General features: G+C 60.7%; 25 protein-coding genes. 7 read left to right on the forward strand and 18 right to left on the reverse strand.

The window, feature by feature from the left end; genetic code table 11:
* The 11 genes from ACR0AC_RS02275 to ACR0AC_RS02325 all read right to left on the reverse strand — a co-directional run bounded on the left by ACR0AC_RS02275 (position 1) and on the right by ACR0AC_RS02325 (position 9,530).
* Positions 1 to 174, reverse strand: a complete 174-nt coding sequence (locus ACR0AC_RS02275) for a hypothetical protein (RefSeq protein WP_480871771.1) — start codon at positions 172 to 174, stop codon at positions 1 to 3.
* Positions 174 to 779: an NADH-quinone oxidoreductase subunit C gene (locus ACR0AC_RS02280; RefSeq protein ID WP_170451946.1), complete on the reverse strand. Its 606-nt coding sequence runs from the start codon at positions 777 to 779 to the stop codon at positions 174 to 176. The genes ACR0AC_RS02275 and ACR0AC_RS02280 overlap by 1 nt, the downstream gene beginning before the upstream one ends.
* 12 nt (positions 780 to 791) lie before the next feature.
* Entirely contained in the window at positions 792 to 1,325 is a 534-nt protein-coding gene (locus ACR0AC_RS02285) for a NuoB/complex I 20 kDa subunit family protein (protein WP_037307875.1), read from the reverse strand.
* On the reverse strand, positions 1,316 to 1,681 hold the full coding sequence (locus ACR0AC_RS02290; protein ID WP_170451948.1) for an NADH-quinone oxidoreductase subunit A: 366 nt from the start codon (positions 1,679 to 1,681) through the stop codon (positions 1,316 to 1,318). The genes ACR0AC_RS02285 and ACR0AC_RS02290 overlap by 10 nt, the downstream gene beginning before the upstream one ends.
* 185 nt (positions 1,682 to 1,866) lie before the next feature.
* Entirely contained in the window at positions 1,867 to 2,655 is a 789-nt protein-coding gene (locus ACR0AC_RS02295; RefSeq protein WP_480871773.1) for a crotonase/enoyl-CoA hydratase family protein, read from the reverse strand.
* 1 nt (position 2,656) lies between these two features.
* Complete coding sequence (locus ACR0AC_RS02300) at positions 2,657 to 3,508, reverse strand: hydroxymethylglutaryl-CoA lyase (RefSeq protein WP_170621365.1); 852 nt, start codon at positions 3,506 to 3,508, stop codon at positions 2,657 to 2,659.
* A gap of 78 nt (positions 3,509 to 3,586) precedes the next feature.
* Positions 3,587 to 5,518 carry an acetyl/propionyl/methylcrotonyl-CoA carboxylase subunit alpha gene (locus ACR0AC_RS02305; RefSeq protein WP_480871775.1) on the reverse strand — a complete coding sequence of 644 codons (1,932 nt, stop codon included), beginning with the start codon at positions 5,516 to 5,518 and terminating at the stop codon, positions 3,587 to 3,589.
* A complete protein-coding gene (locus ACR0AC_RS02310; protein ID WP_170451955.1) occupies positions 5,518 to 5,916 on the reverse strand; it encodes a hypothetical protein in 399 nt (132 codons plus the stop codon). Before ACR0AC_RS02310 ends, ACR0AC_RS02305 begins: the two co-directional genes overlap by 1 nt.
* A gap of 10 nt (positions 5,917 to 5,926) precedes the next feature.
* Entirely contained in the window at positions 5,927 to 7,534 is a 1,608-nt protein-coding gene (locus tag ACR0AC_RS02315; protein WP_480871777.1) for a carboxyl transferase domain-containing protein, read from the reverse strand.
* Positions 7,531 to 8,007 (reverse strand): hypothetical protein, encoded by a 477-nt coding sequence (locus ACR0AC_RS02320; protein WP_480871779.1) that lies wholly within the window; start codon positions 8,005 to 8,007, stop codon positions 7,531 to 7,533. Before ACR0AC_RS02320 ends, ACR0AC_RS02315 begins: the two co-directional genes overlap by 4 nt.
* Entirely contained in the window at positions 8,004 to 9,530 is a 1,527-nt protein-coding gene (locus ACR0AC_RS02325) for an AMP-binding protein (protein WP_480871781.1), read from the reverse strand. Before ACR0AC_RS02325 ends, ACR0AC_RS02320 begins: the two co-directional genes overlap by 4 nt.
* 136 nt (positions 9,531 to 9,666) lie before the next feature.
* Between ACR0AC_RS02325 and ACR0AC_RS02330 the strand changes: the two genes are divergently transcribed.
* A complete protein-coding gene (locus ACR0AC_RS02330; RefSeq protein ID WP_480871783.1) occupies positions 9,667 to 10,272 on the forward strand; it encodes an OmpW/AlkL family protein in 606 nt (201 codons plus the stop codon).
* 44 nt (positions 10,273 to 10,316) lie between these two features.
* Here the strand turns inward: ACR0AC_RS02330 and ACR0AC_RS02335 are convergent, their stop codons facing one another.
* From ACR0AC_RS02335 to ACR0AC_RS02345, 3 genes are all read right to left on the reverse strand, one after another.
* On the reverse strand, positions 10,317 to 11,480 hold the full coding sequence (locus ACR0AC_RS02335; protein ID WP_170451963.1) for an isovaleryl-CoA dehydrogenase: 1,164 nt from the start codon (positions 11,478 to 11,480) through the stop codon (positions 10,317 to 10,319).
* Between the two features lie 170 nt (positions 11,481 to 11,650).
* Positions 11,651 to 12,841, reverse strand: coding sequence for an aminotransferase class I/II-fold pyridoxal phosphate-dependent enzyme (locus ACR0AC_RS02340; RefSeq protein ID WP_170621361.1), 1,191 nt, complete (start codon positions 12,839 to 12,841; stop codon positions 11,651 to 11,653).
* A gap of 39 nt (positions 12,842 to 12,880) precedes the next feature.
* Entirely contained in the window at positions 12,881 to 13,552 is a 672-nt protein-coding gene (locus ACR0AC_RS02345) for an HAD-IA family hydrolase (protein ID WP_170451967.1), read from the reverse strand.
* 134 nt (positions 13,553 to 13,686) lie between these two features.
* Here ACR0AC_RS02345 and glmU point away from each other — a divergent pair, with 134 nt between their 5' ends.
* From glmU to ACR0AC_RS02365, 4 genes are read left to right on the forward strand one after another with little or no spacing between them, the layout of a single operon-like run.
* Positions 13,687 to 15,039: a bifunctional UDP-N-acetylglucosamine diphosphorylase/glucosamine-1-phosphate N-acetyltransferase GlmU gene (gene glmU, locus ACR0AC_RS02350; protein WP_170451968.1), complete on the forward strand. Its 1,353-nt coding sequence runs from the start codon at positions 13,687 to 13,689 to the stop codon at positions 15,037 to 15,039.
* A 4-nt stretch (positions 15,040 to 15,043) separates the two neighbouring features.
* Positions 15,044 to 16,867, forward strand: a complete 1,824-nt coding sequence (gene glmS, locus ACR0AC_RS02355) for a glutamine--fructose-6-phosphate transaminase (isomerizing) (protein WP_170451970.1) — start codon at positions 15,044 to 15,046, stop codon at positions 16,865 to 16,867.
* A complete protein-coding gene (locus ACR0AC_RS02360) occupies positions 16,864 to 17,433 on the forward strand; it encodes a GNAT family N-acetyltransferase (RefSeq protein WP_170451972.1) in 570 nt (189 codons plus the stop codon). Before glmS ends, ACR0AC_RS02360 begins: the two co-directional genes overlap by 4 nt.
* Entirely contained in the window at positions 17,430 to 18,119 is a 690-nt protein-coding gene (locus ACR0AC_RS02365) for a DNA alkylation repair protein (RefSeq protein WP_170451975.1), read from the forward strand. Before ACR0AC_RS02360 ends, ACR0AC_RS02365 begins: the two co-directional genes overlap by 4 nt.
* On the opposite strand, the gene ACR0AC_RS02370 is transcribed toward ACR0AC_RS02365, so the two are convergent.
* On the reverse strand, positions 18,107 to 18,520 hold the full coding sequence (locus ACR0AC_RS02370) for a hypothetical protein (protein ID WP_170451977.1): 414 nt from the start codon (positions 18,518 to 18,520) through the stop codon (positions 18,107 to 18,109). The two genes, ACR0AC_RS02365 and ACR0AC_RS02370, sit on opposite strands and share 13 nt — an antisense overlap.
* A gap of 90 nt (positions 18,521 to 18,610) precedes the next feature.
* On the opposite strand from ACR0AC_RS02370, the gene moaA reads away from it, so the two are divergent.
* On the forward strand, positions 18,611 to 19,618 hold the full coding sequence (gene moaA, locus ACR0AC_RS02375) for a GTP 3',8-cyclase MoaA (protein WP_480625736.1): 1,008 nt from the start codon (positions 18,611 to 18,613) through the stop codon (positions 19,616 to 19,618).
* A gap of 1 nt (position 19,619) precedes the next feature.
* Positions 19,620 to 20,912 carry a 3-deoxy-D-manno-octulosonic acid transferase gene (locus ACR0AC_RS02380; RefSeq protein ID WP_170451981.1) on the forward strand — a complete coding sequence of 431 codons (1,293 nt, stop codon included), beginning with the start codon at positions 19,620 to 19,622 and terminating at the stop codon, positions 20,910 to 20,912.
* A gap of 69 nt (positions 20,913 to 20,981) precedes the next feature.
* Here ACR0AC_RS02380 and ACR0AC_RS02385 read toward each other — a convergent pair whose 3' ends face one another.
* From ACR0AC_RS02385 to ACR0AC_RS02395, 3 genes are read right to left on the reverse strand one after another with little or no spacing between them, the layout of a single operon-like run.
* Entirely contained in the window at positions 20,982 to 22,145 is a 1,164-nt protein-coding gene (locus ACR0AC_RS02385) for a M20 aminoacylase family protein (protein WP_170451983.1), read from the reverse strand.
* A gap of 17 nt (positions 22,146 to 22,162) precedes the next feature.
* Positions 22,163 to 23,326, reverse strand: coding sequence for a M20 aminoacylase family protein (locus tag ACR0AC_RS02390; RefSeq protein ID WP_170621346.1), 1,164 nt, complete (start codon positions 23,324 to 23,326; stop codon positions 22,163 to 22,165).
* 14 nt (positions 23,327 to 23,340) lie between these two features.
* A complete protein-coding gene (locus ACR0AC_RS02395) occupies positions 23,341 to 24,507 on the reverse strand; it encodes a M20 aminoacylase family protein (RefSeq protein ID WP_480871788.1) in 1,167 nt (388 codons plus the stop codon).
* Between the last annotated feature and the right edge of the window lie 15 nt (positions 24,508 to 24,522).

The following is a 24,522-nucleotide window of genomic DNA, read 5'->3' on the forward strand; positions in this document are numbered from 1 at the left end:
TCAGCGGCGCTCCAATTCCTGTAGCTTGATCCCGACCCACCAGAGCAGGGCAATCGTGCCAAATGGGATGAGACAGAGCAGACACCAGACTTTGTTGATCCCGAAAAACGGCAGTATCTTGACCATCGGGATGATGGTCAGCGCGGAAAGGATCAACCACCAGGTACCACCCATCACTCGGCCTCCTGTTTCTCATCCCCCGGCAAGATGTAATTCGCACCTTCCCACGGGGACATGAAATCAAACTGACGGTATTCCTGCACCAGCGAGACGGGTTCGTAGACCACGCGCTTTTGCGCCTCGTCATAGCGCACCTCGGTATAGCCGGTTGTCGGGAAATCCTTGCGCAGCGGATAACCTCGGAACCCATAGTCGGTCAGGATACGCCGCAGGTCGGGGTGGCCCGAGAACAGGATCCCGAACATGTCGAACACCTCACGCTCGAACCAGTTGGCCGAGGGGTGCACGTCGACAATCGAGGGTACCATGTCCTCCTCGCGGATCGAGACCCGCAGGCGAATGCGCTGGTTCTGGTACATCGACAGGAAGTGATAGACAACATCAAAGCGCTTGGCCCGTTCGGGGTAATCAACGCCGGTAATATCCACAAGGGTCGAGAACTGACAGTTGCGGTCGCTGCGCAGAAACTCGATGAACTCAACAAGGCTCGACGGAGCGACATCGACGTTCAACTCACCATGGGTGACGTCCCACGACAGCACGCAGTCGGACCGCTTCAGTTCAAGTTGCGCGCCAAGTTCCTTGAGTGCTTCGCTCATCTGCCCTCTCCCTCAGCGTACAATCGTGCCGGTGCGGCGGATTTTGCGTTGCAACTGCATCAGACCGTATAGCAGCGCCTCGGCAGTTGGCGGGCAGCCGGGGACGTAAATGTCCACCGGGACGATACGGTCACAGCCGCGTACCACCGAATAGGAATAGTGGTAATACCCGCCGCCATTCGCGCAGGACCCCATCGAGATCACATAGCGCGGCTCGGGCATCTGGTCGTAAACCTTGCGCAGCGCCGGGGCCATCTTGTTGGTCAGGGTGCCTGCAACGATCATCACGTCCGACTGACGTGGCGACGCGCGCGGGGCGATACCGAACCGTTCGGCGTCATAGCGCGGCATCGAGGTGTGCATCATCTCGACCGCGCAGCAGGCCAGACCAAAGGTCATCCAGTGCAAGGAACCGGTGCGTGCCCAGTTGATAATGTCTTCGGTCGAGGTCAGCAGGAAGCCTTTGTCCTGCAGCTCGGCATTCAGGGCCTGGGTGGCGACTTCTTTGTCGACGCCGGCGGTGTTTGCACCCGTCATCACTCCCATTCCAGGGCCCCTTTCTTCCATTCATAGGCAAAGCCGATGGTCAGCACCGCCAGGAACACCATCATGGACCAGAACCCCACATCACTGATGTCCTTGAAGCCAACGGCCCAGGGGAACAGAAAGGCGATTTCCAGGTCGAAGATGATGAAGAGAATCGAGACCAGATAGAAGCGAACGTCAAATTTCATCCGGGCGTCGTCGAACGCGTTGAAACCACATTCATATGCGCTGACTTTTTCCGGATCGGGATTGCGGACAGCAAGGACGACGGCCGCCAGAATCAGCACGATTCCAAGGCCCACGGCCACGGCCAGAAACACCAGGATCGGGAGATATTCCCGCAACAACTCTTCCACGAGTGGCTCCTTTCTTGCGCGGCCCCGACAAGGCGCGCCGTCAATTGGCGTGTTGACTGGATATTCTGTATCCCTGCGGGATCAGAGGGTCAACCGACCACAAGCGCGCAGGGGGTCATTCAGGGGCTTGACAGGTCTAAGAAAACCCTCGCCACCCCCCTGTTGGTGCGTTTCGAGTTTCAGAGTCAAACTTCGTTGATCCACGCAGGCTTGCGTTTGTCGAAAAACGCGCCGATGCCTTCAAGCGCTTCATCGGTTTCCCAGCGAGCGACAAGCGCGTTGATGGTGTGGTCAATGACCTGCTCGTCGATTTTCGGCCCCAGATCCCTGACAAGCGCCTTGGCCGAGGCGACAGCCCCCGGTGCGCAGGCCAGATAGGGGCGTACTTCAGCCTCAACAGCGTCCGCCAGCTCGTCCGCAGGTACAACCTTGGCCAACAGGCCAAGCGTCACCGCCTCGGTCGCGTCAAACAGGCGCGCAGACATGAAGACTCGCCGAACCCTTGCCTCGCCCATGCGGGCGATCACGTAAGGGCCGATAGTGGCCGGGATCAGGCCCAGCTTGGTTTCCGTCAGCCCCATTTTCAGCGTCTCAACGCCAAGCGCCACGTCACAGACAGCAGCCAAACCGACCCCGCCCCCAAACGCGTTACCCTGCAACGCACCGATCAGAGGTTTCGGCAACGTGTTGAGCGCCTGCAACATCTCAGCCAGCTTGCGCGCCTCGGCAAATCGCGTTTCAGGATCCGCAGCCATCTGATCCTGCATCCACCCCAAATCCCCGCCAGCGCAGAACGATTTGCCCTCACCGGTCAGAACCACCACCCGAACGGACGCGTCCTGCTCCAAATCAGAAGCCGCCTGAGTCAGTTCCGCAATCATCTGCGCCGACATGGCGTTGTGTTTTTCGGCACGATCCAATTTCAATGTCGCGACGCCGCGCGCATCCGTTGTGACGGTTATGGTGTCGAACATTTCAGCCCCTCATTGCGCGCGCCATCTGCGCCGCTTTTTCCAAAATTCCGGCATCCAACCCGGTTTCGTAGCCCAATCGCTCCAGATGCGCTGCCACGGCCTCGGTCGCGACATTGCCTGCGGCGCCGGGCGCGTAGGGGCACCCGCCAAGGCCGCCAACGGCCGCGTCAAACACCCGCACCCCCAACGAAAGCGAGGCGTCGATATTGTCAATCGCCCGCCCGTTCGTGTCGTGAAAATGCCCGGCTAGACGGGTCACCGGCACGCGCTCGCGCACGGCCATCAGCATCCGCGCGATCTTGTCCGGGGTTCCCTGCCCGATTGTGTCCCCCAATGACACCTCGTAACAACCATGCGAGAACAGAAGATCCGCAACCTCGGCCACTTTTTCCGGCGGGGTCGGTCCGTCATACGGGCAATCGGTCACGCATGAGACATAGCCACGCACTGGCAGGTCAATATGGCGTGCGGCGTCCAGAATCGGCGCGAACCGCTCAATCGACTCGGCAATCGTGGCGTTGATATTGGCCTTCGAAAATCCCTCAGACGCCGAGGCAAAAACCGCAATCTCATCCGCACCGGCGGCCAGAGCATCCTCGTATCCCCGCATGTTCGGCGTCAGTGCGGCATAACGCAGGCCGTCGGCCCGGCGGATACCGGCCAGAACCTCGGCGCTGCCTGCCATTTGCGGCACCCATTTGGGCGACACAAAACTGGCTACCTCGATCCTGTTGAACCCGGCATCGGACAGGCAATCGACCAAGGCGATTTTCTCGGCGACCGGGATGTCGCGCTTTTCGTTCTGCAGCCCGTCCCGTGGCCCCACTTCAAAGATTTCGACGCGCTCAACCATTCCTTCGCCCTCTCTGGCTTCTTCTCGTTTCAAATACGGATGGCCCGACTGTGCCACGCCGCGCGCCCAACGAACAGCTTACGCGTCCTCCAACCGGACCAGAGCCGCCCCAGCCTCGACCTGCGCACCGTCTTCGGCAAGCACCTCGGCCACCACTCCGTCACGCGCGGCCAGCAGAGAATGCTCCATCTTCATGGCTTCGAGAATGGCAAGGCGGTCGCCTTCCTTGACCGATTGGCCTGCCGTCGCGAACACCGCTTTGACCAGACCCGGCATGGGCGCTTCGATGACATTGGTATCGCCCGCCGCGCTGGTGTCGCGGTCCAGAGGGTCAACGATATCAAACACCTGACCATAGTTCTCGAATACGGTGATCCGGGACCCTGCGACCGAGACATTGGGCATTCTCACCCCGTCAATCAGCCAGCGCCCATTGCGCCGGGTCGCCGTGACTGTGCGATCCCCGACCTGCCAGATTTGCGTGTTCGGGCCTTCGACCTGAACATCAAGGTCCACGATGTCGCCATTGCGCCTCAACTGCGTCGCACGATGCAGCGGAGCCCACAAGGTGAACCCCGTAGAATCCGATGCCTCCAGCAAGCCAAACGCATGCATCGCTGCTGCAACCAGCGTTTCCGGCTTTGGCTCATCCTCCTGCACCAGCGTATCAATGTCGCGCCCGATAAGCCCTGTATCCACATCGCCCGAGGCAAAGCCCGCATGGCGGGTCAATGCGCCCAGAAAGGACAGGTTTGTGACCGTGCCCCCAACCTCGGTCCCGCGTAAGGCCCGATGCAGCGTTTCCAGCGCAACAGCGCGGGTCGGGCCGTGCACGATCACCTTCGCGATCATCGGATCATACCAAGGGCTGATCGTATCCCCTGTACGCACGCCACTGTCGGCCCTGCAATCCTGCGGGAAATGCAGATGGGTCAGCGTGCCGGTCGCGGGCAGAAAGCCCTTTGGCACATCCTCGGCATAAAGTCGGGCCTCGAACGCATGACCGGTGATCGACAGGTCCGACTGCCGTTTCGGCAGGCTCTCACCCGCCGCGACGCGCAGCTGCCATTCTACCAGATCAACACCAGTGATGGCTTCGGTAACGGGATGTTCCACCTGCAGGCGCGTGTTCATCTCCATGAACCAGAACCGATCCGGTCGCAGCCCGTCCGAGGCATCAACGATGAACTCAACCGTCCCCGCGCCCTTATAGCCGATGGCCTCAGCCGCGCGTACACCGGCCTGCCCCATCGCCTCGCGCATTTCAGCGGTCATGCCGGGGGCCGGAGCTTCTTCGATCACCTTCTGATGCCGCCGCTGCAACGAACAATCGCGTTCGAACAGATGCACCGCATGGGTGCCATCGCCAAACACCTGCACCTCGATATGGCGCGGTTTGGCGAAGAATTTTTCGACCAGCACGGCGTCATTGCCAAAGGCGGTCTTTGCCTCACCCCGCGCGCTGTCGAGCGCGGTTGCGAAATCCTGAGGCCGTTCAACAAGGCGCATCCCCTTCCCGCCACCGCCCGCAACGGCCTTGATCAGAACCGGATAGCCGATGGTGTCGGCAGCCCCCGCCAGATGCTCGGGGTCTTGGTTGTCACCGTGATAGCCCGGCACCACGGGCACGCCTGCCTGCTCCATCAGCACCTTGGCCGCGTCCTTGAGGCCCATCTTGCGGATCGCATTCGCCGAAGGGCCGATAAAGATCAGACCCGCCGCCTGAACCGCATCCACGAATTCGGGATTCTCGGACAGAAACCCATAGCCCGGATGAATCGCCTGCGCACCGGTATCGAGCGCTGCCTGAATAATCACGTCGCCCTTCAGATAACTCTCCGCCGGGGCCGCGCCACCGATATGCACAGCCTCATCCGCCATCTGCACATGCTTGGCCGACGCATCCGCATCGGAATACACCGCAACGCAGGAAACACCCATCTTTTGGGCGGTTTCCATCACCCGACAGGCAATCTCGCCCCGGTTGGCAATCAGGATTTTATTGAACATCAGACGCCTCCACCTGTTTCGACAAATGGAAATGTGAACGAAACAATTGCTAGCAAAAGGAAAATCAGCAGCAGGATCACCGGCACGGATTGGGCAAGTAGCTTTCCGCTTTGCCTGAGAACTGGTGCCCCGAAATTCGGAAGGTCGGCCTCCAGGGTTTTGAAGAAGGCACCGTCAAACTGTGCCATCCGAGTTATGATGGCCCATTGCGCGATCATCAACAGCATTCCCAAAAAGGCCGTTAGAAACGCAAAAGTTGAATTACCATCGCTGTACAAAGCGAACCACCCAGCGACCACGGGCACCGCAACAATGGGTGTGGCATATACCGTGCGCCACATTTTGTTGCTGTGTTCCACCCAAAGATAAGCAAGTTTATCTTTTGAAAGTTTCGTCATGGTTATCTTCTCACATCCGGAACACGCCGAAACGTGTTTCCTCAATCGGGGCATTCAGCGCCGCGCTCAGCGACAAGGCCAGCACGTCGCGGCTTTTGCGCGGGTCGATGATGCCGTCGTCCCACAACCGGGCCGAGGCATAGAGCGGGTGCGACTGTTCCTCGAACATCTCCAGCGTCGGGCGTTTGAACGCGGCCTCTTCCTCAGCCGACCATGTGCCGCCCTGCCGCTCGATCCCGTCGCGTTTGACGGTGGCCAGCACGCCCGCCGCCTGCTCGCCGCCCATCACGGAAATCCGCGAGTTCGGCCAGGTCCACAGGAATCGCGGCTGATAAGCCCGCCCCGACATGCCGTAATTCCCGGCCCCGAACGAGCCGCCCACCAGCATGGTGATCTTGGGCACATTGGTCGTCGCCACGGCTGTCACCATCTTGGCCCCGTGCCGCGCGATGCCCTCGTTTTCGTATTTCCGACCGACCATGAACCCGGTGATGTTCTGCAAGAACACCAAAGGCGTTTTGCGCTGCGAACACAGTTCCACGAAATGCGCACCCTTCTGCGCGGCCTCGGAAAACAGCACGCCGTTATTGGCGATGATCCCGACCGGGCAGCCTTTGACATGCGCAAACCCCGTCACCAGCGTCTCACCAAAACGCGGCTTGAATTCATCGAACCGGGATCCATCGACCAGACGCGCAATCACCTCGCGGATGTCATAAGGCGTGCGCAGATCGGCAGGCACGACGCCCAGAATTTCCTCGGGGTCGTAGGCCGGATCTTCGGGTGCCTCAAGCTGTAGGCCGGGCTTCAGCCCGGCACCGCCCAACGATCCAACGGCCCGTCGCGCCAAGGCCAGCGCGTGGGCATCATCCTCGGCCAAATAATCCGCGACGCCGGACAGGCGGGTATGCACGTCGCCGCCGCCCAGATCCTCGGCGCTGACAACCTCTCCGGTCGCGGCCTTGACCAGAGGCGGCCCGGCCAGAAAGATCGTGCCCTGATCGCGCACGATGATCGTCACATCCGACATAGCAGGCACATAGGCCCCGCCCGCCGTGCACGACCCCATCACCACGGCGATCTGAGGGATACCCTTCGCGCTCATCCGCGCCTGATTATAGAAGATGCGGCCGAAATGGTCGCGGTCGGGAAAGACCTCATCCTGATTGGGCAGGTTCGCACCGCCGCTATCGACCAGATAGATACAGGGCAGATGGTTTTCCTCGGCAATCTCCTGCGCCCGCAGGTGTTTCTTAACCGACAGCGGGTAATAAGTGCCGCCCTTCACGGTGGCGTCGTTGCAGACCACCATGACCTCGCGCCCCTGCACCCGGCCAATGCCCGCGATCACCCCTGCGGCCGGGGCCGCATCGCCATACATTCCATGCGCCGCCGTCGCGCCGATTTCGAGGAACGGAGACCCCGGGTCCAGCAGGTTCGCCACCCGCCGACGCGGCAGCATCTTGCCCCGAGATTCATGCCGCGCGCGGGATTTCTCGCCCCCGCCCATACGGGCCGCTTCGGCAGCGGCAGAGATTTGCGCCAGCGCGTCGAGATGAGCCGTGCGGTTTGCTTTGAAGCCCTCAGAGGTTGGGATGGCTTTGGATGTGAGTTTCATTCTGCTTCTGATCCTCTAGGCGCATTTGACAATCGTTCAAGATCTCTGGCGGCGCTCCATCGCACTATGATATTGAAAGTTTCACACATAAATTCTGTCATTTGAGAACAGTCTGGATCGAATTCGTCATTTCTGAATTTCTCCAAACGACGCGGGTAAGACCATTTCTTAAAGCCGCGCAAACCCGCTACTTGATCTGGCAAGCCTTCCCCGATTTCTAGGATCTTTGCCACAAGATGAGCGTTTAACTTCTCCATACAAACGCGCCGTTCCTCGGTTGGATGTCCAAGTTCGCAATAATCGTATGCTGAAGACATACATCGAGCATCCATTTCGTCCGCTATGATGGTGGTGGAAAGCGCTGTGCAACTGTCAAACCAAGCAGGAACATCCAAAGTTTCTATCGTTTCCTCAGCAGCTAGCGGAGCGGCAGCACCAAAGGTCAATACACAAAGTGTCAGAAGTTGCTTCATTCATGAACCTCCCCCGCCGCCCGCGCCTTCAACTCCTTCCGGATCACCTTGCCCGTCACCGTCATCGGCAATTCCTCCAGAAACGTCACCTCGCGCGGGTACGAATAATGCGCCAGACGGTCCCTGACCCAATCCTGCAACTCACGCTCCGCCGCCTCAGCCCCCGGTTTCAACACCACATAGGCCTTCACGATCTCGGTCCGCAGCTTGTCGGGTTTACCGACCACACCGACTGTCGCCACCGCCGGGTGGGTCAGCAGGCAGTCCTCGATCTCAGCCGGGCCGATGCGATACCCGGCGGAGGTAATCACATCGTCATCACGACCGACAAAGCGCAGGTAATCACCCTCCCACACGCCGCGATCTCCGGTGATCAGCCAATCGCCCCGGAACTTCTCAGCCGTCGCGTCGGGTCGGTTCCAGTACTCCAGCAGCATCGAGGCTGAGCCACGCCGGATGGCGACGTCGCCTTCTTCGGTGGTCGGCTTGCCATCATCGTCGATCACCGCCACGTCATGCCCCGGCACAGGCTTGCCGATGCAGCCGGGCTGCACCGGGAAGTCCTCGGCGCAGGAGGACACGACCATGTTGCATTCGGTCTGGCCGTAGAATTCGTTGATCGTCAGGCCAAACGCCTGCTGCCCCCAGGCCAGCATCTCGGCCCCCAGAGGCTCACCCCCCGAGGCGACCGAGCGCAGGACGGGGATCGATTGATCCGCCGCCTTGAGCATCCGCAGCGCCGTGGGCGGGAAAAACACGTTCTTCACGCCCCCACGCGCGATGATATCGGCGCAGGCTTCGGGCGTGAATTTCTCAAGCCGCGCTGCGACCACCGGAATTCCCAAGGCAAGCCCGGGCATCAGCACATCGAACAAACCGCCGATCCAGGCCCAGTCGGCAGGGGTCCACAGGCAGTCACCGTCGCGCAGATGGTTATGGCTGATCGACACGCCCGGCATATGGCCAGTCAGAACCCGATGCCCATGCAGCGCGCCCTTGGGGCTGCCGGTTGTGCCGGATGTGTAGATCAGTACCGCCGGATCATTTGGCGCGGTTTCCGCAAACGGCACCGGCCCGCCCGGCTGACCGATCTCGGACGCGATCAAAGGCTCAGCAAGGTCGCCCAAGAGTTCCGCGCCCTCGGCATCCGTCAGGACGAGCCGCGCGCCTGCATCCCCAACCCGAGACCGCAGCGCATCCTGTTTGAACAGGTTGAACAAAGGCACCGAGATCGCCCCGATCTTCCAGATCGCCAGATGCGCAGCGGCACACCAGGGCGACTGGCTCAGCAAGACGCCCACCCGATCCCCGGCCTGCACTTTGGGCAGCAGTGTCCGGGCCAGCCCGTCCGTCATCTGTCGCAATTGCCCGTAGGTGACGCGCTGTTCAGATGCCCCGGTCAGGTCGATCAGGGCCACCTTCTCAGCAGGATGGTCGAGGCATTGTTTCGCCATGTTCAACCGGTCCGGCAGGTCCCAGCTATCCCCAGGGCGCAAACCCGGTATGCGCGCAGGGTCAATCATAGTGATAACCCCTTGTTTCATTGTCGTTTTCGGCTTCCGCTCCGTTCCACCCCCACACTGAAACTTGATGCAGATCAGAGTGTGACCCGGCCCAGCCTGCCACATCCGAGGCGTCAACAAAACCAAAGGCAAGATTATGACCAAAACGCTCGTCGCTTTGACCCTTTCTACCGCATTGGCCGGACTGGCCGTGCCCGCGTTTGCGCAATCGCAAGGCGGCTGGACCCTTGGTGTCGGTGTCGGATACCTGGACCCGAAATCCGACAACGGAACGATCGCAAACTCTGACGCCGAGATCGATGCCGACACCCGACCGATCTTCACCGCCGAGTATTTCATTCGCGACAATCTGGGGATCGAGCTGCTGGCCGCAACGCCGTTCAGCCACGACATCACCCTTGGCGGCAGTGTCGACGCGGGCAGCGTCAAGCACCTGCCCCCCACCCTGTCGCTGAACTATCACTTCCCGACCAACAGCGCCTGGAAACCCTATGTCGGTGCTGGTCTGAACTATACCATCTTCTTTGACGAGCAGTCCGATCTGGGCGAGCTCAAGGTCGATAACTCGTTCGGTGTCTCGCTGCAGGCCGGGTTGGACTATATGGTCACCGAAAAAGGTGCCGTCCGGCTGAACGTGCGCTGGTTCGACATCGACTCGGACGTGACACTGGACGGTGCCGACATTGGTACCGCCGAAATCGATCCATGGCTGGTCGGTGTGTCCTACGTCCATCAGTTCTGATCCCGCAAACGCCTCGCCGGTCCGGAACCGGCGAGGCATTCTGTTCACTGCATCTCGCTCATCAACTCGCGGCCAATCAGCATCCGGCGAATCTCGCTGGTGCCGGCGCCGATCTCCATCAGCTTGGCGTCGCGGAAAATCCGGCTGACCGGCGCGTCCGACAGGAACCCCGCCCCGCCCATCGCCTGAACCGCCTGATGCGCCTGGGTCATCGCCGCTTCGGACGCATACAAGCAGCACGCAGCCGCATCCTGACGGGTCACATCCCCACGATCACAGGCCTTGGCCACCTCGTAGACATAGGCACGGGCCGAGTTCATCGCCGTATACATATCGGCGATCTTGCCCTGCATCAGTTGGAAGCTGCCAATCGGTTTGCCGAACTGCTTGCGCTCGGACAAATAGGGCATGATTTCATCCAGACAGGCCGCCATGATGCCGGTTCCGATCCCGGCCAACACGACACGTTCATAGTCGAGACCCGACATCAGAACCGCAACGCCGTTGCCTTCTTCGCCCAGAACGTTTTCGAACGGCACCTCGACATCTTCAAAGATCAGTTCCGCGGTGTTCGACCCGCGCATCCCCAGCTTGTCGAAATGGGGCGAGGTCGAGAAACCCTTCATCTCTTTTTCGATCAGAAACGCGGTGATGCCCTTGGATCCGGCATCCGGGTCGGTCTTGGCATAAACGACCAGAGTGTCCGCATCCGGCCCGTTGGTGATCCAGTATTTGTTGCCGTTCAGACGGTAATGGTCGTTGCGCTTTTCCGCCCGTAGCTTCATCGAAACCACATCCGACCCGGCCGAGGGTTCGGACATCGCCAACGCCCCCACATGCTGGCCCGAGATCAGGCGCGGCAGGTATTTCCGCTTTTGTTCTTCATTGCCGTTCAGCTTGATCTGATTGACGCACAGGTTTGAATGCGCGCCATAGGACAGCGAAACCGAGGCTGATGCCCGCGCCACTTCTTCCACAGCAATCGTATGGGCCAGATAGGACATTCCGGCACCGCCATATTCCTCGGGCACAGTGACGCCCAGCAGGCCAAGCTCACCCATTTCAGCCCATAGCTCGTTGGGAAATTCGTTGGACGCGTCAATATCAGCGGCCATCGGCTTGACCCGTTCCTGCGCCCAGCGATGCACCATTTCACGCAGCGCGTTCACGTCTTCGCCAAGATCGAATTTCATAGTCGCCATGAACATTGGCGGGCTCCTCCCGAGAATTAATGAACAAGTGTTCAATAACTGGATAGCAGCGAATCTGCAACCGGTCAATCACCGTAAGGATATCGGCCCCAAAACGCACAAACGCCGCCCATGCGGGGCGGCGTTTTGCAAACATCAAGCGTGCGCCGCAGGCGCACTCCGCTGGATCACGATTGGTAGACGGCCCCGACCTCGGCCCGAATGATGCGCGCGATCAACTGACAATCCTCCAACGAAAAGGTCAGTGGAACCCGCATGTCCATCACACCCGCCAGCACGCGGTCCGATTTTGGCATCCGCTCGCTGTCCACATAGCGCCAACTGTCATAGCGCGAGGTAAAACCGGTTGGCTCGGCCCCGCCAAACCACTTCAACTCGACCCCGCGCGCGGCGCAGCGGCTGATCACCTCTGCGATACGTTCGGGCAACCAGTCCAACAGAAGAAACTGAATCGACGAGCCCACATAGGTCTCGGCCTTCGGGCGCTCGACCACGGTCAGCCCCGGCGTGCCACGCAGACCGGCCTCGACGGCGCGGTATCGTTCGTTCCAACGCTCAACCTGCCGGTCCAGATCCCGCAACTGCGGGCGCAGGATGGCCGCGCGCAGATTGTCCATGCGACCCGAGACATTGGGGGTGGTGTACTTGATCCGCTCGAACACCTCAGGCCCCGGTGCGGCCAGATGGCGTTCATACAGCATATAGGACCCCGACAGCATGGTGGCCTTGGCCGCCAGTTCTTCATCATCGGTGATCAGCAAACCGCCCTCACCTGAATTGACGTGCTTGTAGGTCTGGCACGAATAACACCCAACCGCGCCCTGACGACCCGACAATTGACCGCGCCAGGCTGCCCCCATCGTATGGGCGCAATCCTCGATCACGGTTACACCGGCCGCGTCGCACATCCGCATCAGCCGGTCCATGTCGCACAGATGACCGCGCATATGGCTCAGCATCAAAACGCGTGCCTGATCCAGCTTGGCCTCAAGATCGTCCAGATCGATGGTCAGGTCTTCCGTAACCCCAACGAAAACGGGTTTGGCCCCAACCGAGGCAATCGATCCCGGCACCGGAGCCAGCGTGAACGCGTTTGTCAGCACCGGATCGCCGGGCTGCACTCCTACGGCACGCAACGCGGTGGCCAGCGCATAGCCACCGGACGACACGGCGAGGCAGTATTTAGCCCCCATCTGAGCGGCAAATTCCTGTTCCAGCAACGCGGTCTCGCCCAATTCACCGGGCGCGACATTGTAACGATGCAAGCGCCCATGGCGCAGGACGGCCATCGCCGCGTCGATTGCCTCATCGGGGATTGGCTCTTGCTGGGTGAAACTACCGGTGAATGTCTCTGTCATGGCTCAGTTCTGGGGTCGCATCCGGTTCGGGTCAAGAGATCATGCAGCCGCACCGATCAGATCAGCCACCATTTCTGGCAGGTCATCGAAATGATGCAGCAGCGCTTCGGGCTGCAACGCTGCCATGTCGTCTCCTGAGGGGCCGAATGTTACCAGCACCGAGGGGACTCCGGCGGCCCGTGCGGTATTGCGGTCGGTATCCGAATCTCCGATCAGAACGCACAGATCGGGATGCCCGCCAGCGCGCCGCGCGGCTTCGCGTAAGGGTTCAGGGTCTGGTTTGCGCACCGACAAGGTATCCGCACCAACTAATGAGGCAAACTGATCCCGCACGCCCATCTGGCTCAGTAATTGATCCGCCAGCCGTTCCGGTTTGTTGGTGCAGATCCCAACGCCATAACCTGCGGTTTTCAACGCCTCGACCGCGTCCAACGCGCCGGGATAGAAATGTGTATGGGTGTCGATGTCTTTGGCATAGGCCTCAAGCAGCACGGGATAGTAGGCGTCTACTGTGCCCTCATCAAAGGCCCCGACCCGTTTCAGACCGTGGGTCAACATCATCCGACCGCCACGCACGGCGATACCCGCATCCTGCCCGTGAACCAACACATCCCCATGCCCCATCTTGCGAAAACAGTGGTTCGCCGCGGCCAGCAAATCGCCCGACGTATCCGCCAAAGTCCCGTCCAGATCGAAGATGACCGTGCGCATTGCGCCTCCTTGCTCGGCAGGTTTCCGCCATGTCGTGTTGCAAACGGCAATCTAGTTTGATGGCCGAACGGCTTGCGCCTTTGCCCTCAGCGGATAAAACGGACGGCAACAAAACACAAAGAGAAAACGATTTCATGACCACTGCCCTTGTCATCCTTGCCGCCGGGAAAGGCACCAGGATGAATTCGGACATCCCCAAAGTCCTGCACCCAATCGCTCAGGTTCCGATGCTGATCCACGCCATGCGCGCCGGATCGGTCTTGTCGCCCGAGCGCACCGTGATCGTCACAGGCCACGGGGCCGAGGCCGTCGCCAAGGTGGCGCAGGCCGAGGACGAGACCGCCCAGATCGCGGTGCAGGAGGAACAACTGGGCACCGCCCATGCGGTTGCGCAAGCGCGTAAGGCGCTGCAGGGGTTCGAGGGTAACGTCGTGGTCCTGTATGGGGACACACCGTTTTTGCAACCCGACACGCTGGAGCGGATGATCGAAGCGCGGGCCAAGAACGATTTGGTGATCCTTGGGTTCGAAGCGGCCGATCCGGCGCGTTATGGCCGTTTGGTCATGAACGGTGACACGCTGGAGCGGATTGTCGAATTCAAGGACGCATCGGATGAAGAACGCGCAATAAGCTTCTGCAACTCGGGCCTTTTGGCGTGCAACGCGCAGACGCTGATGTCGTTGATCGATGCGGTGGGCAACGACAATGCCTCGGGCGAGTATTATCTGACGGACGTGGTGGAAATCGCCCGCAATCGCGACCTGACCGTGACGGCGGTTGCCTGTGATGAGGCACAGACGCTGGGTGTGAATTCCCGCACTGATCTGGCCGCTGCGGACGCTGTGTTTCAGGCGCAAGCGCGTGCTGAACTGCTGGAGTTGGGCGTCACGCTGATGGCCCCGGACACCGTCTACCTGGCGGCCGATACGGTGATCGGGCGGGATACGGTGATCGAACCCAACGTGGTTTTTGGCCCTGGCGTTACCGTGGAAAGCGGCGCAACGATCCGGGCGTTTTCGCATCTGGAAGGCTGCCATGTCAGCCAGGGTGCAATTGTCGGCCCCTATGCCCGCTTGCGCCCCGGGGCGGAACTGGCCGAAAACGCGCGGATCGGCAATTTTGTCGAGATCAAGAATGCCGAGATTGCCGAGGGCGCGAAGGTCAATCACCTCAGTTATATCGGTGACGCCTCGGTTGGGGCGGCAACAAATATCGGGGCGGGTACGATCACCTGCAACTATGACGGCGTGATGAAGCACAAGACCACGATTGGTGAAAACGTGTTCATCGGTTCGAACACGATGCTGGTGGCCCCTGTGACCCTTGGTGATGGCGCAATGACGGCAACAGGTACGGTCGTGACCAAGGATGTCGAAGCCGACGCACTGGCCGTAGCCCGTGCCAAGCAGGAAAACAAACCCGGCTACGCGCGCAAATTGTTTGATATGTTAAAGGCGAAAAAGGCTCGCCGCGATAAAGAGGCCTGATTTTATGTGTGGAATTGTTGGTGTTCTGGGACAGCATGAAGCCGCCCCCATTCTGGTTGAGGCCCTGAAACGGCTGGAATATCGCGGCTATGACAGCGCCGGTATTGCAACCGTGAATGACGGAGCTTTGGGACGCAGGCGGGCGGTGGGCAAGCTGGTCAACCTAAGCGATCTGCTGGTGCATGACCCTTTGCCCGGAAAATCCGGCATCGGGCACACCCGCTGGGCCACCCATGGCGCGCCTTCGGTCAACAATGCCCACCCGCACAAGGCCGGGCCGGTTGCCGTGGTCCACAACGGGATCGTCGAAAACTACCGTGAACTGCGCGCCGAACTGGCCGAGCACGGGATCGGGTTCGAGACCGAAACCGACACCGAAACCGTCGCACTGATGGCTGAACATCTGCTGAATTCGGGCCTGTCGCCCGTTGAGGCCGCGTTCAAAACCATCGACCAGTTGCAGGGCGCGTTTGCGCTGGCCTTTCTGTTCGACGGTCAGGATGACCTAATCGTGGCTGCGCGCAAGGGCTCGCCGCTGGCGATTGGTCACGGAGATGGTGAGATGTATGTTGGCTCGGACGCGATTGCGCTGGCGCCGCTGACCAACAAGATCACCTATCTTGAAGAAGGCGACCGGGCGGTCCTGACCCGCACCTCGCTGGAAATCCGCAACGAGGCCGGTGAACTGGCCAATCGTGAGATGCGCAAGATCAAGCTGGATCATGCACGCGCCGATAAGGGCGAGCACAAGCATTTCATGGCCAAGGAAATCGCCGAACAGCCCGTTGTCGTGGCCGAGGCGATCCGATCCTACCTGCCCACCGGCGGCGACCGGGTCGTGTTGCCAAATACCGATCTGGATTTCACCAAGCTGGACCGCCTGACAATGGTCGCGTGCGGCACGGCCTTTTATGCCTGCCTGACCGCGAAATACTGGTTCGAGCAATTGGCGAAACTGCCGGTCGAGGTCGATATCGCCAGCGAGTTCCGCTATCGCGAACCACCCATCACCGACCGTACCATGGCGCTGTTCGTCAGCCAGTCGGGCGAGACCGCCGATACACTGGCCGCGCTGCGCTATTGCGAGGGCAAGGCGGACAAGATTGTGTCGGTCATCAATGTCCCCGAAAGCTCGATTGCGCGGGAAAGCGATGTGGCGCTGCCCATCCATGCAGGGGTCGAGATCGGCGTTGCCTCGACCAAGGCGTTCACCTGTCAGCTGAGCGTGCTGCTGATGCTGGCCCTCAAAGCCGCAGCCGACCGGGGCACGATGTCGGATGAGGATCTGGCCGATCACGCCGCCGCCCTGCGCGGGTTGCCCTCGGTCCTGAACGCAGCGCTGGATCAGAACCGCGCCATTCGCAAATCCGCCCAGCGCCTGTCCGAGGCGCGCGACGTGCTGTTCCTGGGACGCGGTCTGATGTACCCGCTGGCAATGGAAGGTGCGCTGAAGCTGAAGGAAATCAGCTATATCCACGCCGAAGGCTATGCCTCGGGCGAATTGAAACACGGCCCCATCGCGCTGATCGACAAGCATATGCCGGTTGTGGTGATGGCCCCGAAGGATACGGTTTTCGACAAGACGGTCTCGAACATGCAAGAGGTGATGGCCCGCAAAGGCAAGGTCATCCTTGTGTCCGATGACGACGGCATTGCCGAGGCCGAGGACGGCGTCTGGAGCACGATCCGCATGCCGCATATCCACCCCAGCCTCGCCCCGATTCTGTATTCGGTCCCGGCCCAATTGCTGGCCTATCATACGGCGGTCGCCAAAGGCACGGATGTGGACCAACCGCGCAATCTGGCGAAATCGGTGACGGTGGAATGACCTGGCCTGCCCCTGCTACGCTTGTTGGCACTCACGTCCGATTGGAACCGCTTGACCCCGCGCATTCAGAGGCTCTGAAAACGGCGGCGGCGGATCTGGGGCAGCTTTGGTATACCTCCATCCCCACGGTCGAGGGGATGGACGCCGAGATCGACCGCCGCATGGGGTTGCACGATATGCAGCCCTTTACGGTCATGACACAAGACGGCACCCCTATTGGGATGACCACCTACATGAACACTGATGAGGTCAACCGGCGGGTCGAAATCGGCTCGACCTGGATCGGGCGCGCGGTTCAGCGCACGCCGCTGAACACCGAAGCCAAATTTCTGTTGCTGCGCCACGCTTTCGAGGGTCTGTCCTGCCATGCGGTCGAATTCCGCACCCATCGGCTGAACACTCAGTCCCGGCAGGCTATCGAGCGGCTGGGGGCGCAGTTGGATGGCATCCTTCGGGCCAATATGGTGATGGCCAACGGAACCCTGCGCGACACGGCCGTCTATTCAATCACCGCACCGGAATGGCCTACGGTGCGCGCACATCTTCTGCACAAGCTGGACCGATGACACTGGACGACGCCCTTGCCGCGATAAAGGCCCATGCCGACGCAGAAAAGGCCGTGCAGATGGCGGCGTACCACAAGGCGGACCGCCCCTATCTGGGCGTCGCCAACCCGGTTCTGAACGACCTCAACAAAGCGTGGAGGCAAGAACTGGACGTGCCCGGGCGCATCCATTTGGCGGATGCGCTGTGGCAGACCAATGTGCACGAAGCCCGTCTGGCCGCTGCCAAACTGCTGACGCAGGCGCGCATCCGACCGGACGACGCGGTTTGGGCGTTGCTGGAAAGCTGGCTGCCGGATTTCGATGCCTGGGCCGTTGCCGATCACGCCTGTATGGCGATGCAAAAACGGCTATCCGCCGACCCGACGCGTCTGGATCAAGTCGAGGGCTGGACGACCTCGGACCATATGTGGACACGCCGCGCGGCGCTGGTTGCCACCCTGCCCTGGACCAAGCAGAACCACCCGAAACCGGATGATCTGGCCCGCCGGGATCATATCCTTGGCTGGGCCGCCACCTATGTCCCGGACCGCGACTGGTTCATCCAGAAAGCCATTGCTTGGTGGCTGCGCGAGCTGTCCAAACACGACGCCCCGCGCGTCCTGGCCTTTCTGGACCAACATGGGGATGCCATGAAACCCTTTGCCCGGCGTGAAGCCGGGAAATACCTGAAAGATCAGTTGGCGTAGATTTCGACCTCGACCAGCGCATCCAGCGGCACCAGCAATGCCCGCATCGCATCCAATGACAGCTGGCTCCCGCCGCCTTCCGGCCCGCGCGACGGCACCAAGGTGATGTAAGCCTGCGCACCGGTTCTAGGCACCACCACACGTGCGGTTACCTCGGTGTCCACAAGCGGCGTTTGCATCCAGCGGCCGGGCGTCGTCGGATCGCCCAATCCTGCAATGGTCGTTCTGGGGCCCGCCCAATCGGCGCGGGCGGCAACCGGCTCAGGCTCGAGTGTGGCTTCCGTAATTTCGGATTCCACTTCTGGCGCTGCTTCGTTCCGGCCAAAAACGCGATCCGTTGTTGACCGAACCGCATCGCAACCGGTGACCAGAACGCACAGGAAAACAAGAAAATACCTCATCCGTCTTACCTACAGCCCCACACCCATCTGTTCCAGCCCAAAGCGCAGTTCGCTCTTGTCGTGGACCGGTTCCACATCTACCTATAGCGCATGACTGCTCCGCTGATTGATCCCTTCGCCCGTGCCATCACCTATCTGCGCGTCTCGGTAACCGACCGCTGCGATTTCCGCTGCGTGTACTGCATGTCCGAGAACATGACCTTCCTGCCCAAGAAAGACCTTCTGACGCTGGAAGAACTGGACCGGATGTGTTCCACCTTTGTGAAGATGGGCGTCGAAAAGCTGCGCATCACCGGCGGGGAACCCCTTGTGCGGCGCAATATCATGACGTTTTTCAATGCCATGACCCGTCATCTGGACAGCGGCGCGCTGAAAGAGCTGACGCTGACCACCAATGGCTCACAGCTTCACCGTTTTGCCGACGATCTTTACGCGGCGGGTGTGCAGCGGGTGAATGTCTCGCTTGATACGCTGGACGATGACAAATTCGCCAAAGTCACCCGATGGGGGCGTCTGAAACAGGTGCTGAACGGCATCGACGCGGCGCAAAAGGCCGGGTTGCGGGTCAAGATCAACGCGGTGGCCCTGAAAGGCTTCAACGAGCCGGAACTGCCCCGCATCACCGAATGGTGCGCAGAGCGTGACATGGACTTGACCTGGATCGAGGTCATGCCAATGGGCGATATCGGCAACGAGGATCGTCTGGATCAGTACTGGTCGCTGAAAGACGTGCGCAAGGAATACGAAAACCACTATGCCGTCACCGATCTGGCCGAGCGCACCGGCGGCCCGGCGCGCTATGTCCGGCTGGAGGAAACAGGCCAGAAGATCGGCTTCATCACGCCCCTGTCCCACAATTTCTGCGAAAGCTGCAACCGCGTGCGCCTGACCTGCACGGGTGAGCTGTATATGTGCCTCGGACAAGAGGATATGGCCGATCTGCGCGCCCCGCTGCGCGATCACCCCGACAGCGGAGCACAGCTTGAAGACGCGATCCGCGCCGCAATCACCCTAAAACCCAAAGGGCATGATTTCGACTATTCCCGTCAGGCCGTCGATGGCCAAATGAGCCGCCACATGAGCCACACGGGCGGCTGACATGCCCGGCCACCCAACGCTGCTGTACCGGCTGTATTGCGGCCTGACGACGATTGCGGCACCTCTGGTCTGGCGCGCGGTGCGCCGCAAACTGCAGGCCGCTGACGTCCCCCCACAGCGTCAACAGGAACGGCTCGGCCACGCCAGCCTGACCCGCCCGCAAGGCCGCCTGATCTGGTTTCACGCCGCAAGCGTCGGTGAAAGCCTGTCGGTTCTGAGCCTGATAAAGAAGCTGGGCGAACGCCTGCCCGATGCCGAGTTCCTGATAACCTCGGGCACCCCGACCTCTGCCGCTCTGATCGAAAAGCGCCTGCCGGCCCGCGCGCGCCACCAATACCCGCCGCTGGACACAGCCGGCCCGGTTAAACGCTTCCTGGACCATTGGACACCCGACGCCGGGATCTTTGTCGAAAGCGAAATATGGCCGCGCCTGATCGTCGAAAGCGCACGGCGGGGCGTGCCGCTGGCCCTGCTCAACGCGCGCCTGTCCGAGAAGTCCGTCAAAGGCTGGAAAAAGCGCCCCAAAACGGCGGGCTTCCTTCTGGATAAATTCCGGCTGTTTCTGACCCAGAACGAAAAGACGGCCAACAACCTGATTGCCATGGGCGCGCAAGCCGACCGGGTGAAACCCGGCACCAACCTCAAGGCCATGTCCGACCCGCTGCCCGTGGACAGCGCAACCTTGAACGAGATACGCGCGCAAATTGCAGATCGCCCCGTCTGGATCGCCAGTTCCACTCATGACGGCGAAGAGGAAACGGTACTTGCGGCGCACAAGGCTTTGCTGGAACGCTGGCCGAACCTTCTGCTGCTGCTGATCCCCCGTCACCCCGAGCGCCGAGGCGACGTTGCCACCCTTCTGCGTCAATCCAACCTACCCGCCGCCTTCCGCGCCGCTGGCGAGCCGATCACCGCCCAAACCCAAGTCTACGTCGCCGACACGCTCGGCGAAACCGGAACTTGGTACGCTATTGGCCCTATAGTCTTTCTTGGCGGATCGCTCAAAGAGATCGGGGGCCACAACCCCTTCGAACCCGCCCAGGCCGGGGCCGCAGTCATCACCGGACCGCGCTACTTCAACTTCGCCGAAACTTTCGCCCCACTGGTCGAGGCCAAAGGCGCAATCGAGGTCCAGACCGCCAAAGACCTGTCCGATGCCGTCGAAACCTGGCTGGCAGATGACACCGCCCTGACCCGCGCGCGCGCGGCAGCCCAAACCTGCGTCTTTACCCAAAAGGACGCGCTGGATGCAGTCGTTGAAACGCTCTGCACCCATCTGACCCTCGCCCAATAGGCGCAGGATCCCTCTTCATCTGGCTAAAAATATCTCGGGGGTGTGGGGGCAGAGCCCCCACCCTTTCAATCAGGCCGCCGGCATCCGCTGCTCGACAATCTCAGCCCACCAGCTGCACCCGGCGGGAATGGCCTCGTCGTTAAAATTATATTCCGGGTGGTGCACCATGGCCGTGTCGCCATTGCCAACCAGAATATACGCCCCCGGACGTTCTTCGAGCATGAACGCAAAATCCTCGCCGCCCATCACCAAAGGCGCATCCTCGCAGTCGCCGGAAACAGACCGGGCCACGTCTGCGGCAAACGCGGTCTGCTCGTCGCTATTCACCATGACCGGGTAGCCGCGGATATACGTCACGTCCGCAGTGCCGCCGAACGTCGCCGCCACGCCGTTGCAAATCTCGTTGATCCGCTTTTCGGCCAGATCGCGCATCTCCTTGCTCATCGTGCGCACAGTGCCTTTGATCTGCACCGTCTGCGGGATCACGTTGAACGCCTTGGATGACGTCTCGAACGAGGTCACCGACACCACCACCTGATCAATCGGGTCCGCATTGCGCGATGCAATGGTCTGCAATGCCAGCACCGCCTGCGCCGTCATGACAGTCGTATCCACCGTCTCCTGCGGTTTCGCCGCATGACCACCGCGCCCTTCAAAGGTGATATCGAACTGATCGGTCGCCGCAAAGAACGAGCCCGGACGAATCGAGAAACTGCCAACCGGCTTACCGGGCCAGTTGTGCATCCCGTAGACCTCCTGAATGTTCCAGCGATCCATCATGCCGTCTTCGCACATTTCGCGCCCACCGCCGCCGCCTTCTTCGGCAGGCTGGAAGATTACGACAACGGTGCCGTCGAAATTGCGCGTTTCCGACAAGTACTTCGCAGCCCCCAGCAACATCGCCGTGTGGCCATCATGCCCACAGGCATGCATCGCGCCGGGCGTTTTTGAGGCATAGTCCAATCCCGTCGCCTCATGGATCGGCAGCGCGTCCATGTCGGCGCGTAGACCGATGACCTTGCCGTTGCTGTCGGACTTGCCCTTGATCACGCCGACAACGCCAGTGCGGCCGATACCGGTGACGACCTCGTCGCAACCGAACTCCTTGAGTTTCTCGGCCACTACTGCGCTGGTGCGATGCGTTTCGAACAAAATCTCGGGGTTCTCATGCAGATCGCGTCGCCATTCGGTGATTTCGTTCTGCAATTCGGCAAAGCGGTTCTTAACTGGCATTCTTTCTCTCTCCTACTTCAAGCCGCCGGCATCCGGCGCTCGACCATTTCGGCAAACCACGAGCATCCGATTGGGATGATCTCGTCGTTGAAATTATATTCGGGGTGGTGCAGCCCGGCGCTATCGCCATTGCCCAGAATGATGAAAGCGCCGGGGCGTTCTTCCAGCATGAATGAGAAATCCTCGCCCCCCATCACCATTGGGGCCTCGCCGCAACTTCCACCAACAGCAATCGCGGCTTCTTCTGCATAGCCGGTTTGCTCTTCGGCGTTGATCGTGACCGGAACGCCTTTGTTGTAGGTCACGCTTGCGGTGCCGCCCATCGTGGCGGCGATGCCGGTGGCAACTTCGCTCAGCCGCTTTTCGATCATCTCGCGCATTTCGTTGGAATGCGTGCGTACCGTGCCCCGAACGCGGGCCGATTGCGGGATCACGTTGAACGCCTTCGATGACGTCTCGACCGAGGTCACAGACAACACACCCTGCTGGATCGGGTCGGCATTGCGCGACACAACCGTTTGCAGGGCCACGATTAACTGAGACAGCATCACTGTGGTGTCCACCGTTTCCTGCGGTTTGGCCGCATGCCCGCCATGACCTTCCAGATGGATGTCGAACTCGTCCGCCGCCGCCAGCAATGGCCCCGAGCGGATGGCGAATTGGCCCGTGGGCAGGCCCGGCACGTTATGCATCGCATAGACTTCCTGAATGCCAAACCGGTCCATCAAACCGTCCTGACACATGGCCTCGGCCCCGTTGCCGCCCTCTTCCGCAGGCTGAAAGATCACAACTGCCGTGCCGTCGAAATTGCGCGTCTCGGCTAGGTACTTTGCAGCGCCCAGAACCATCGCCGTATGACCATCATGGCCGCAGGCATGCATCGCGTCGGCGGTTTTCGAGGCATAATCCAGCCCGGTCTGTTCTTGCATGGGCAGCGCATCCATATCCGCCCGCAACCCAATCGCACGGCCCTGTGTATCTGTCTTGCCCCGGATGATCCCGACCACGCCGGTACGGCCGATGCCTGTGACAACCTCATCACAGCCGAACTCTTTCAGCTTTTTGGCCACCAGGGCGCTGGTGCGGTGGGTGTCGTACAGGATCTCGGGGTGTTCGTGAATGTCGCGCCGCCAGCCGGTAATCTCATCGTGCAGTTCTGCAAGGCGGTTTCTGATCGGCATGTCATTCTCCCTTATCAGGCGATGGGCAATCGTCGTTCCACAATCTCGGCAAACCAGCTGCAGCCGGCGGGAATCGCGTCGTCATCGAAATTGTATTCCGGGTGGTGGCACATGGCCGTGTCCCCGTTTCCAACAAAGATGTAGGCTCCGGGCCGTTCTTCAAGCATGTAGGCGAAATCTTCCGATGGCATGATGGGATCGGTGCTGTCATTCACCTTACCCGCAACGGCTGCGGCGGCTTCTGCGGCATAGGTGGTTTCCGCCTCGGAATTCACAGTCACCGGATAGCCGGGGTTCCACTTCACCTGCGCCGATGCGTCAAAGGCCGAGGCCGTATCCTCGGCAATCCGGCGCACGCGGTCTTCGGCAATGGTACGATATTCCGAATTCAGCGTTCTGACGGTGCCTTTCAGCCGGACGGTATGCGCAATCACGTTCGACGCGGAACTGTCTGTTTCAAAAGTGCCGACGGTCAGAACAACCGATTTGATCGGGTCCACCGTGCGCGAAACAACCGATTGCAAAGACACAACAATATGCGACGCAACCAGCGTCGTATCCACCGCGTCGTGAGGGGCCGCTGCATGGCCGCCCTTGCCGGTCACAACGATCTCGAACTCATCCGATGATGCCAGCAAAGCGCCGGGCCGGATCGCGAATTCCCCCACCGGAAGGCCGGGCATGTTGTGCATCCCGTAGACCTCGTGAATGCCCCAGCGGTCCATCAGCCCGTCCTGACACATGGCCAAGCCCCCGGCCCCGCCTTCCTCGGCCGGTTGAAAGATCAGCACCACGGTGCCATCGAAATTCCGCGTCTCGGCCAGATAGTGCGCAGCCCCCAACAGCATCGAGGTGTGGCCGTCATGCCCGCAGGCGTGCATCTTGCCGGAAACGGTCGAGGCATAGTCCAGCCCCGTCGCTTCTTCGATCGGCAGGGCGTCCATATCGGCGCGCAGCCCGATCACGCGACCCCTGGTATCCGTGCGGCCCTTGATCACCGCCACGACGCCGGTTTTGCCTATACCGGGCGTGATTTCATCGACGCCAAATTCCTTCAACCGTTCAACAACAAAGGCTGCGGTTTCGTGGACGTCGTACATAAGTTCGGGATGCGCATGCAGGTGGCGACGCCATTTGGTGATTTCACCATGCATCTCGGCAAGTCTGTTTTTCACCGGCATGTCGTGCCTCCTTTG

The sequence above is a fragment of the Ruegeria sp. H7 genome, from assembly GCF_056532945.1.

Excerpts from the sequence above, each read along its gene's own strand:
- glmS (WP_170451970.1), top strand. The coding sequence starts at position 15,044 with ATGTGTGGAATTGTTGGTGTTCTGGGACAGCATGAAGCCGCCCCCATT.
- ACR0AC_RS02335 (WP_170451963.1), bottom strand. The coding sequence starts at position 11,480 with ATGTTCATGGCGACTATGAAATTCGATCTTGGCGAAGACGTGAACGCG.
- ACR0AC_RS02295 (WP_480871773.1), bottom strand. The coding sequence starts at position 2,655 with ATGTTCGACACCATAACCGTCACAACGGATGCGCGCGGCGTCGCGACA.
- ACR0AC_RS02370 (WP_170451977.1), bottom strand. The coding sequence starts at position 18,520 with ATGAGGTATTTTCTTGTTTTCCTGTGCGTTCTGGTCACCGGTTGCGAT.
- ACR0AC_RS02285 (WP_037307875.1), bottom strand. The coding sequence starts at position 1,325 with ATGGGAGTGATGACGGGTGCAAACACCGCCGGCGTCGACAAAGAAGTC.
- ACR0AC_RS02380 (WP_170451981.1), top strand. The coding sequence starts at position 19,620 with ATGCCCGGCCACCCAACGCTGCTGTACCGGCTGTATTGCGGCCTGACG.
- ACR0AC_RS02320 (WP_480871779.1), bottom strand. The coding sequence starts at position 8,007 with ATGAAGCAACTTCTGACACTTTGTGTATTGACCTTTGGTGCTGCCGCT.
- ACR0AC_RS02360 (WP_170451972.1), top strand. The coding sequence starts at position 16,864 with ATGACCTGGCCTGCCCCTGCTACGCTTGTTGGCACTCACGTCCGATTG.
- ACR0AC_RS02365 (WP_170451975.1), top strand. The coding sequence starts at position 17,430 with ATGACACTGGACGACGCCCTTGCCGCGATAAAGGCCCATGCCGACGCA.
- glmU (WP_170451968.1), top strand. The coding sequence starts at position 13,687 with ATGACCACTGCCCTTGTCATCCTTGCCGCCGGGAAAGGCACCAGGATG.
- ACR0AC_RS02340 (WP_170621361.1), bottom strand. The coding sequence starts at position 12,841 with ATGACAGAGACATTCACCGGTAGTTTCACCCAGCAAGAGCCAATCCCC.
- ACR0AC_RS02275 (WP_480871771.1), bottom strand. The coding sequence starts at position 174 with ATGGGTGGTACCTGGTGGTTGATCCTTTCCGCGCTGACCATCATCCCG.
- ACR0AC_RS02315 (WP_480871777.1), bottom strand. The coding sequence starts at position 7,534 with ATGAAACTCACATCCAAAGCCATCCCAACCTCTGAGGGCTTCAAAGCA.
- ACR0AC_RS02300 (WP_170621365.1), bottom strand. The coding sequence starts at position 3,508 with ATGGTTGAGCGCGTCGAAATCTTTGAAGTGGGGCCACGGGACGGGCTG.
- ACR0AC_RS02280 (WP_170451946.1), bottom strand. The coding sequence starts at position 779 with ATGAGCGAAGCACTCAAGGAACTTGGCGCGCAACTTGAACTGAAGCGG.
- ACR0AC_RS02305 (WP_480871775.1), bottom strand. The coding sequence starts at position 5,518 with ATGTTCAATAAAATCCTGATTGCCAACCGGGGCGAGATTGCCTGTCGG.
- moaA (WP_480625736.1), top strand. The coding sequence starts at position 18,611 with ATGACTGCTCCGCTGATTGATCCCTTCGCCCGTGCCATCACCTATCTG.
- ACR0AC_RS02395 (WP_480871788.1), bottom strand. The coding sequence starts at position 24,507 with ATGCCGGTGAAAAACAGACTTGCCGAGATGCATGGTGAAATCACCAAA.
- ACR0AC_RS02310 (WP_170451955.1), bottom strand. The coding sequence starts at position 5,916 with ATGACGAAACTTTCAAAAGATAAACTTGCTTATCTTTGGGTGGAACAC.
- ACR0AC_RS02385 (WP_170451983.1), bottom strand. The coding sequence starts at position 22,145 with ATGCCAGTTAAGAACCGCTTTGCCGAATTGCAGAACGAAATCACCGAA.
- ACR0AC_RS02330 (WP_480871783.1), top strand. The coding sequence starts at position 9,667 with ATGACCAAAACGCTCGTCGCTTTGACCCTTTCTACCGCATTGGCCGGA.
- ACR0AC_RS02325 (WP_480871781.1), bottom strand. The coding sequence starts at position 9,530 with ATGATTGACCCTGCGCGCATACCGGGTTTGCGCCCTGGGGATAGCTGG.
- ACR0AC_RS02345 (WP_170451967.1), bottom strand. The coding sequence starts at position 13,552 with ATGCGCACGGTCATCTTCGATCTGGACGGGACTTTGGCGGATACGTCG.
- ACR0AC_RS02390 (WP_170621346.1), bottom strand. The coding sequence starts at position 23,326 with ATGCCGATCAGAAACCGCCTTGCAGAACTGCACGATGAGATTACCGGC.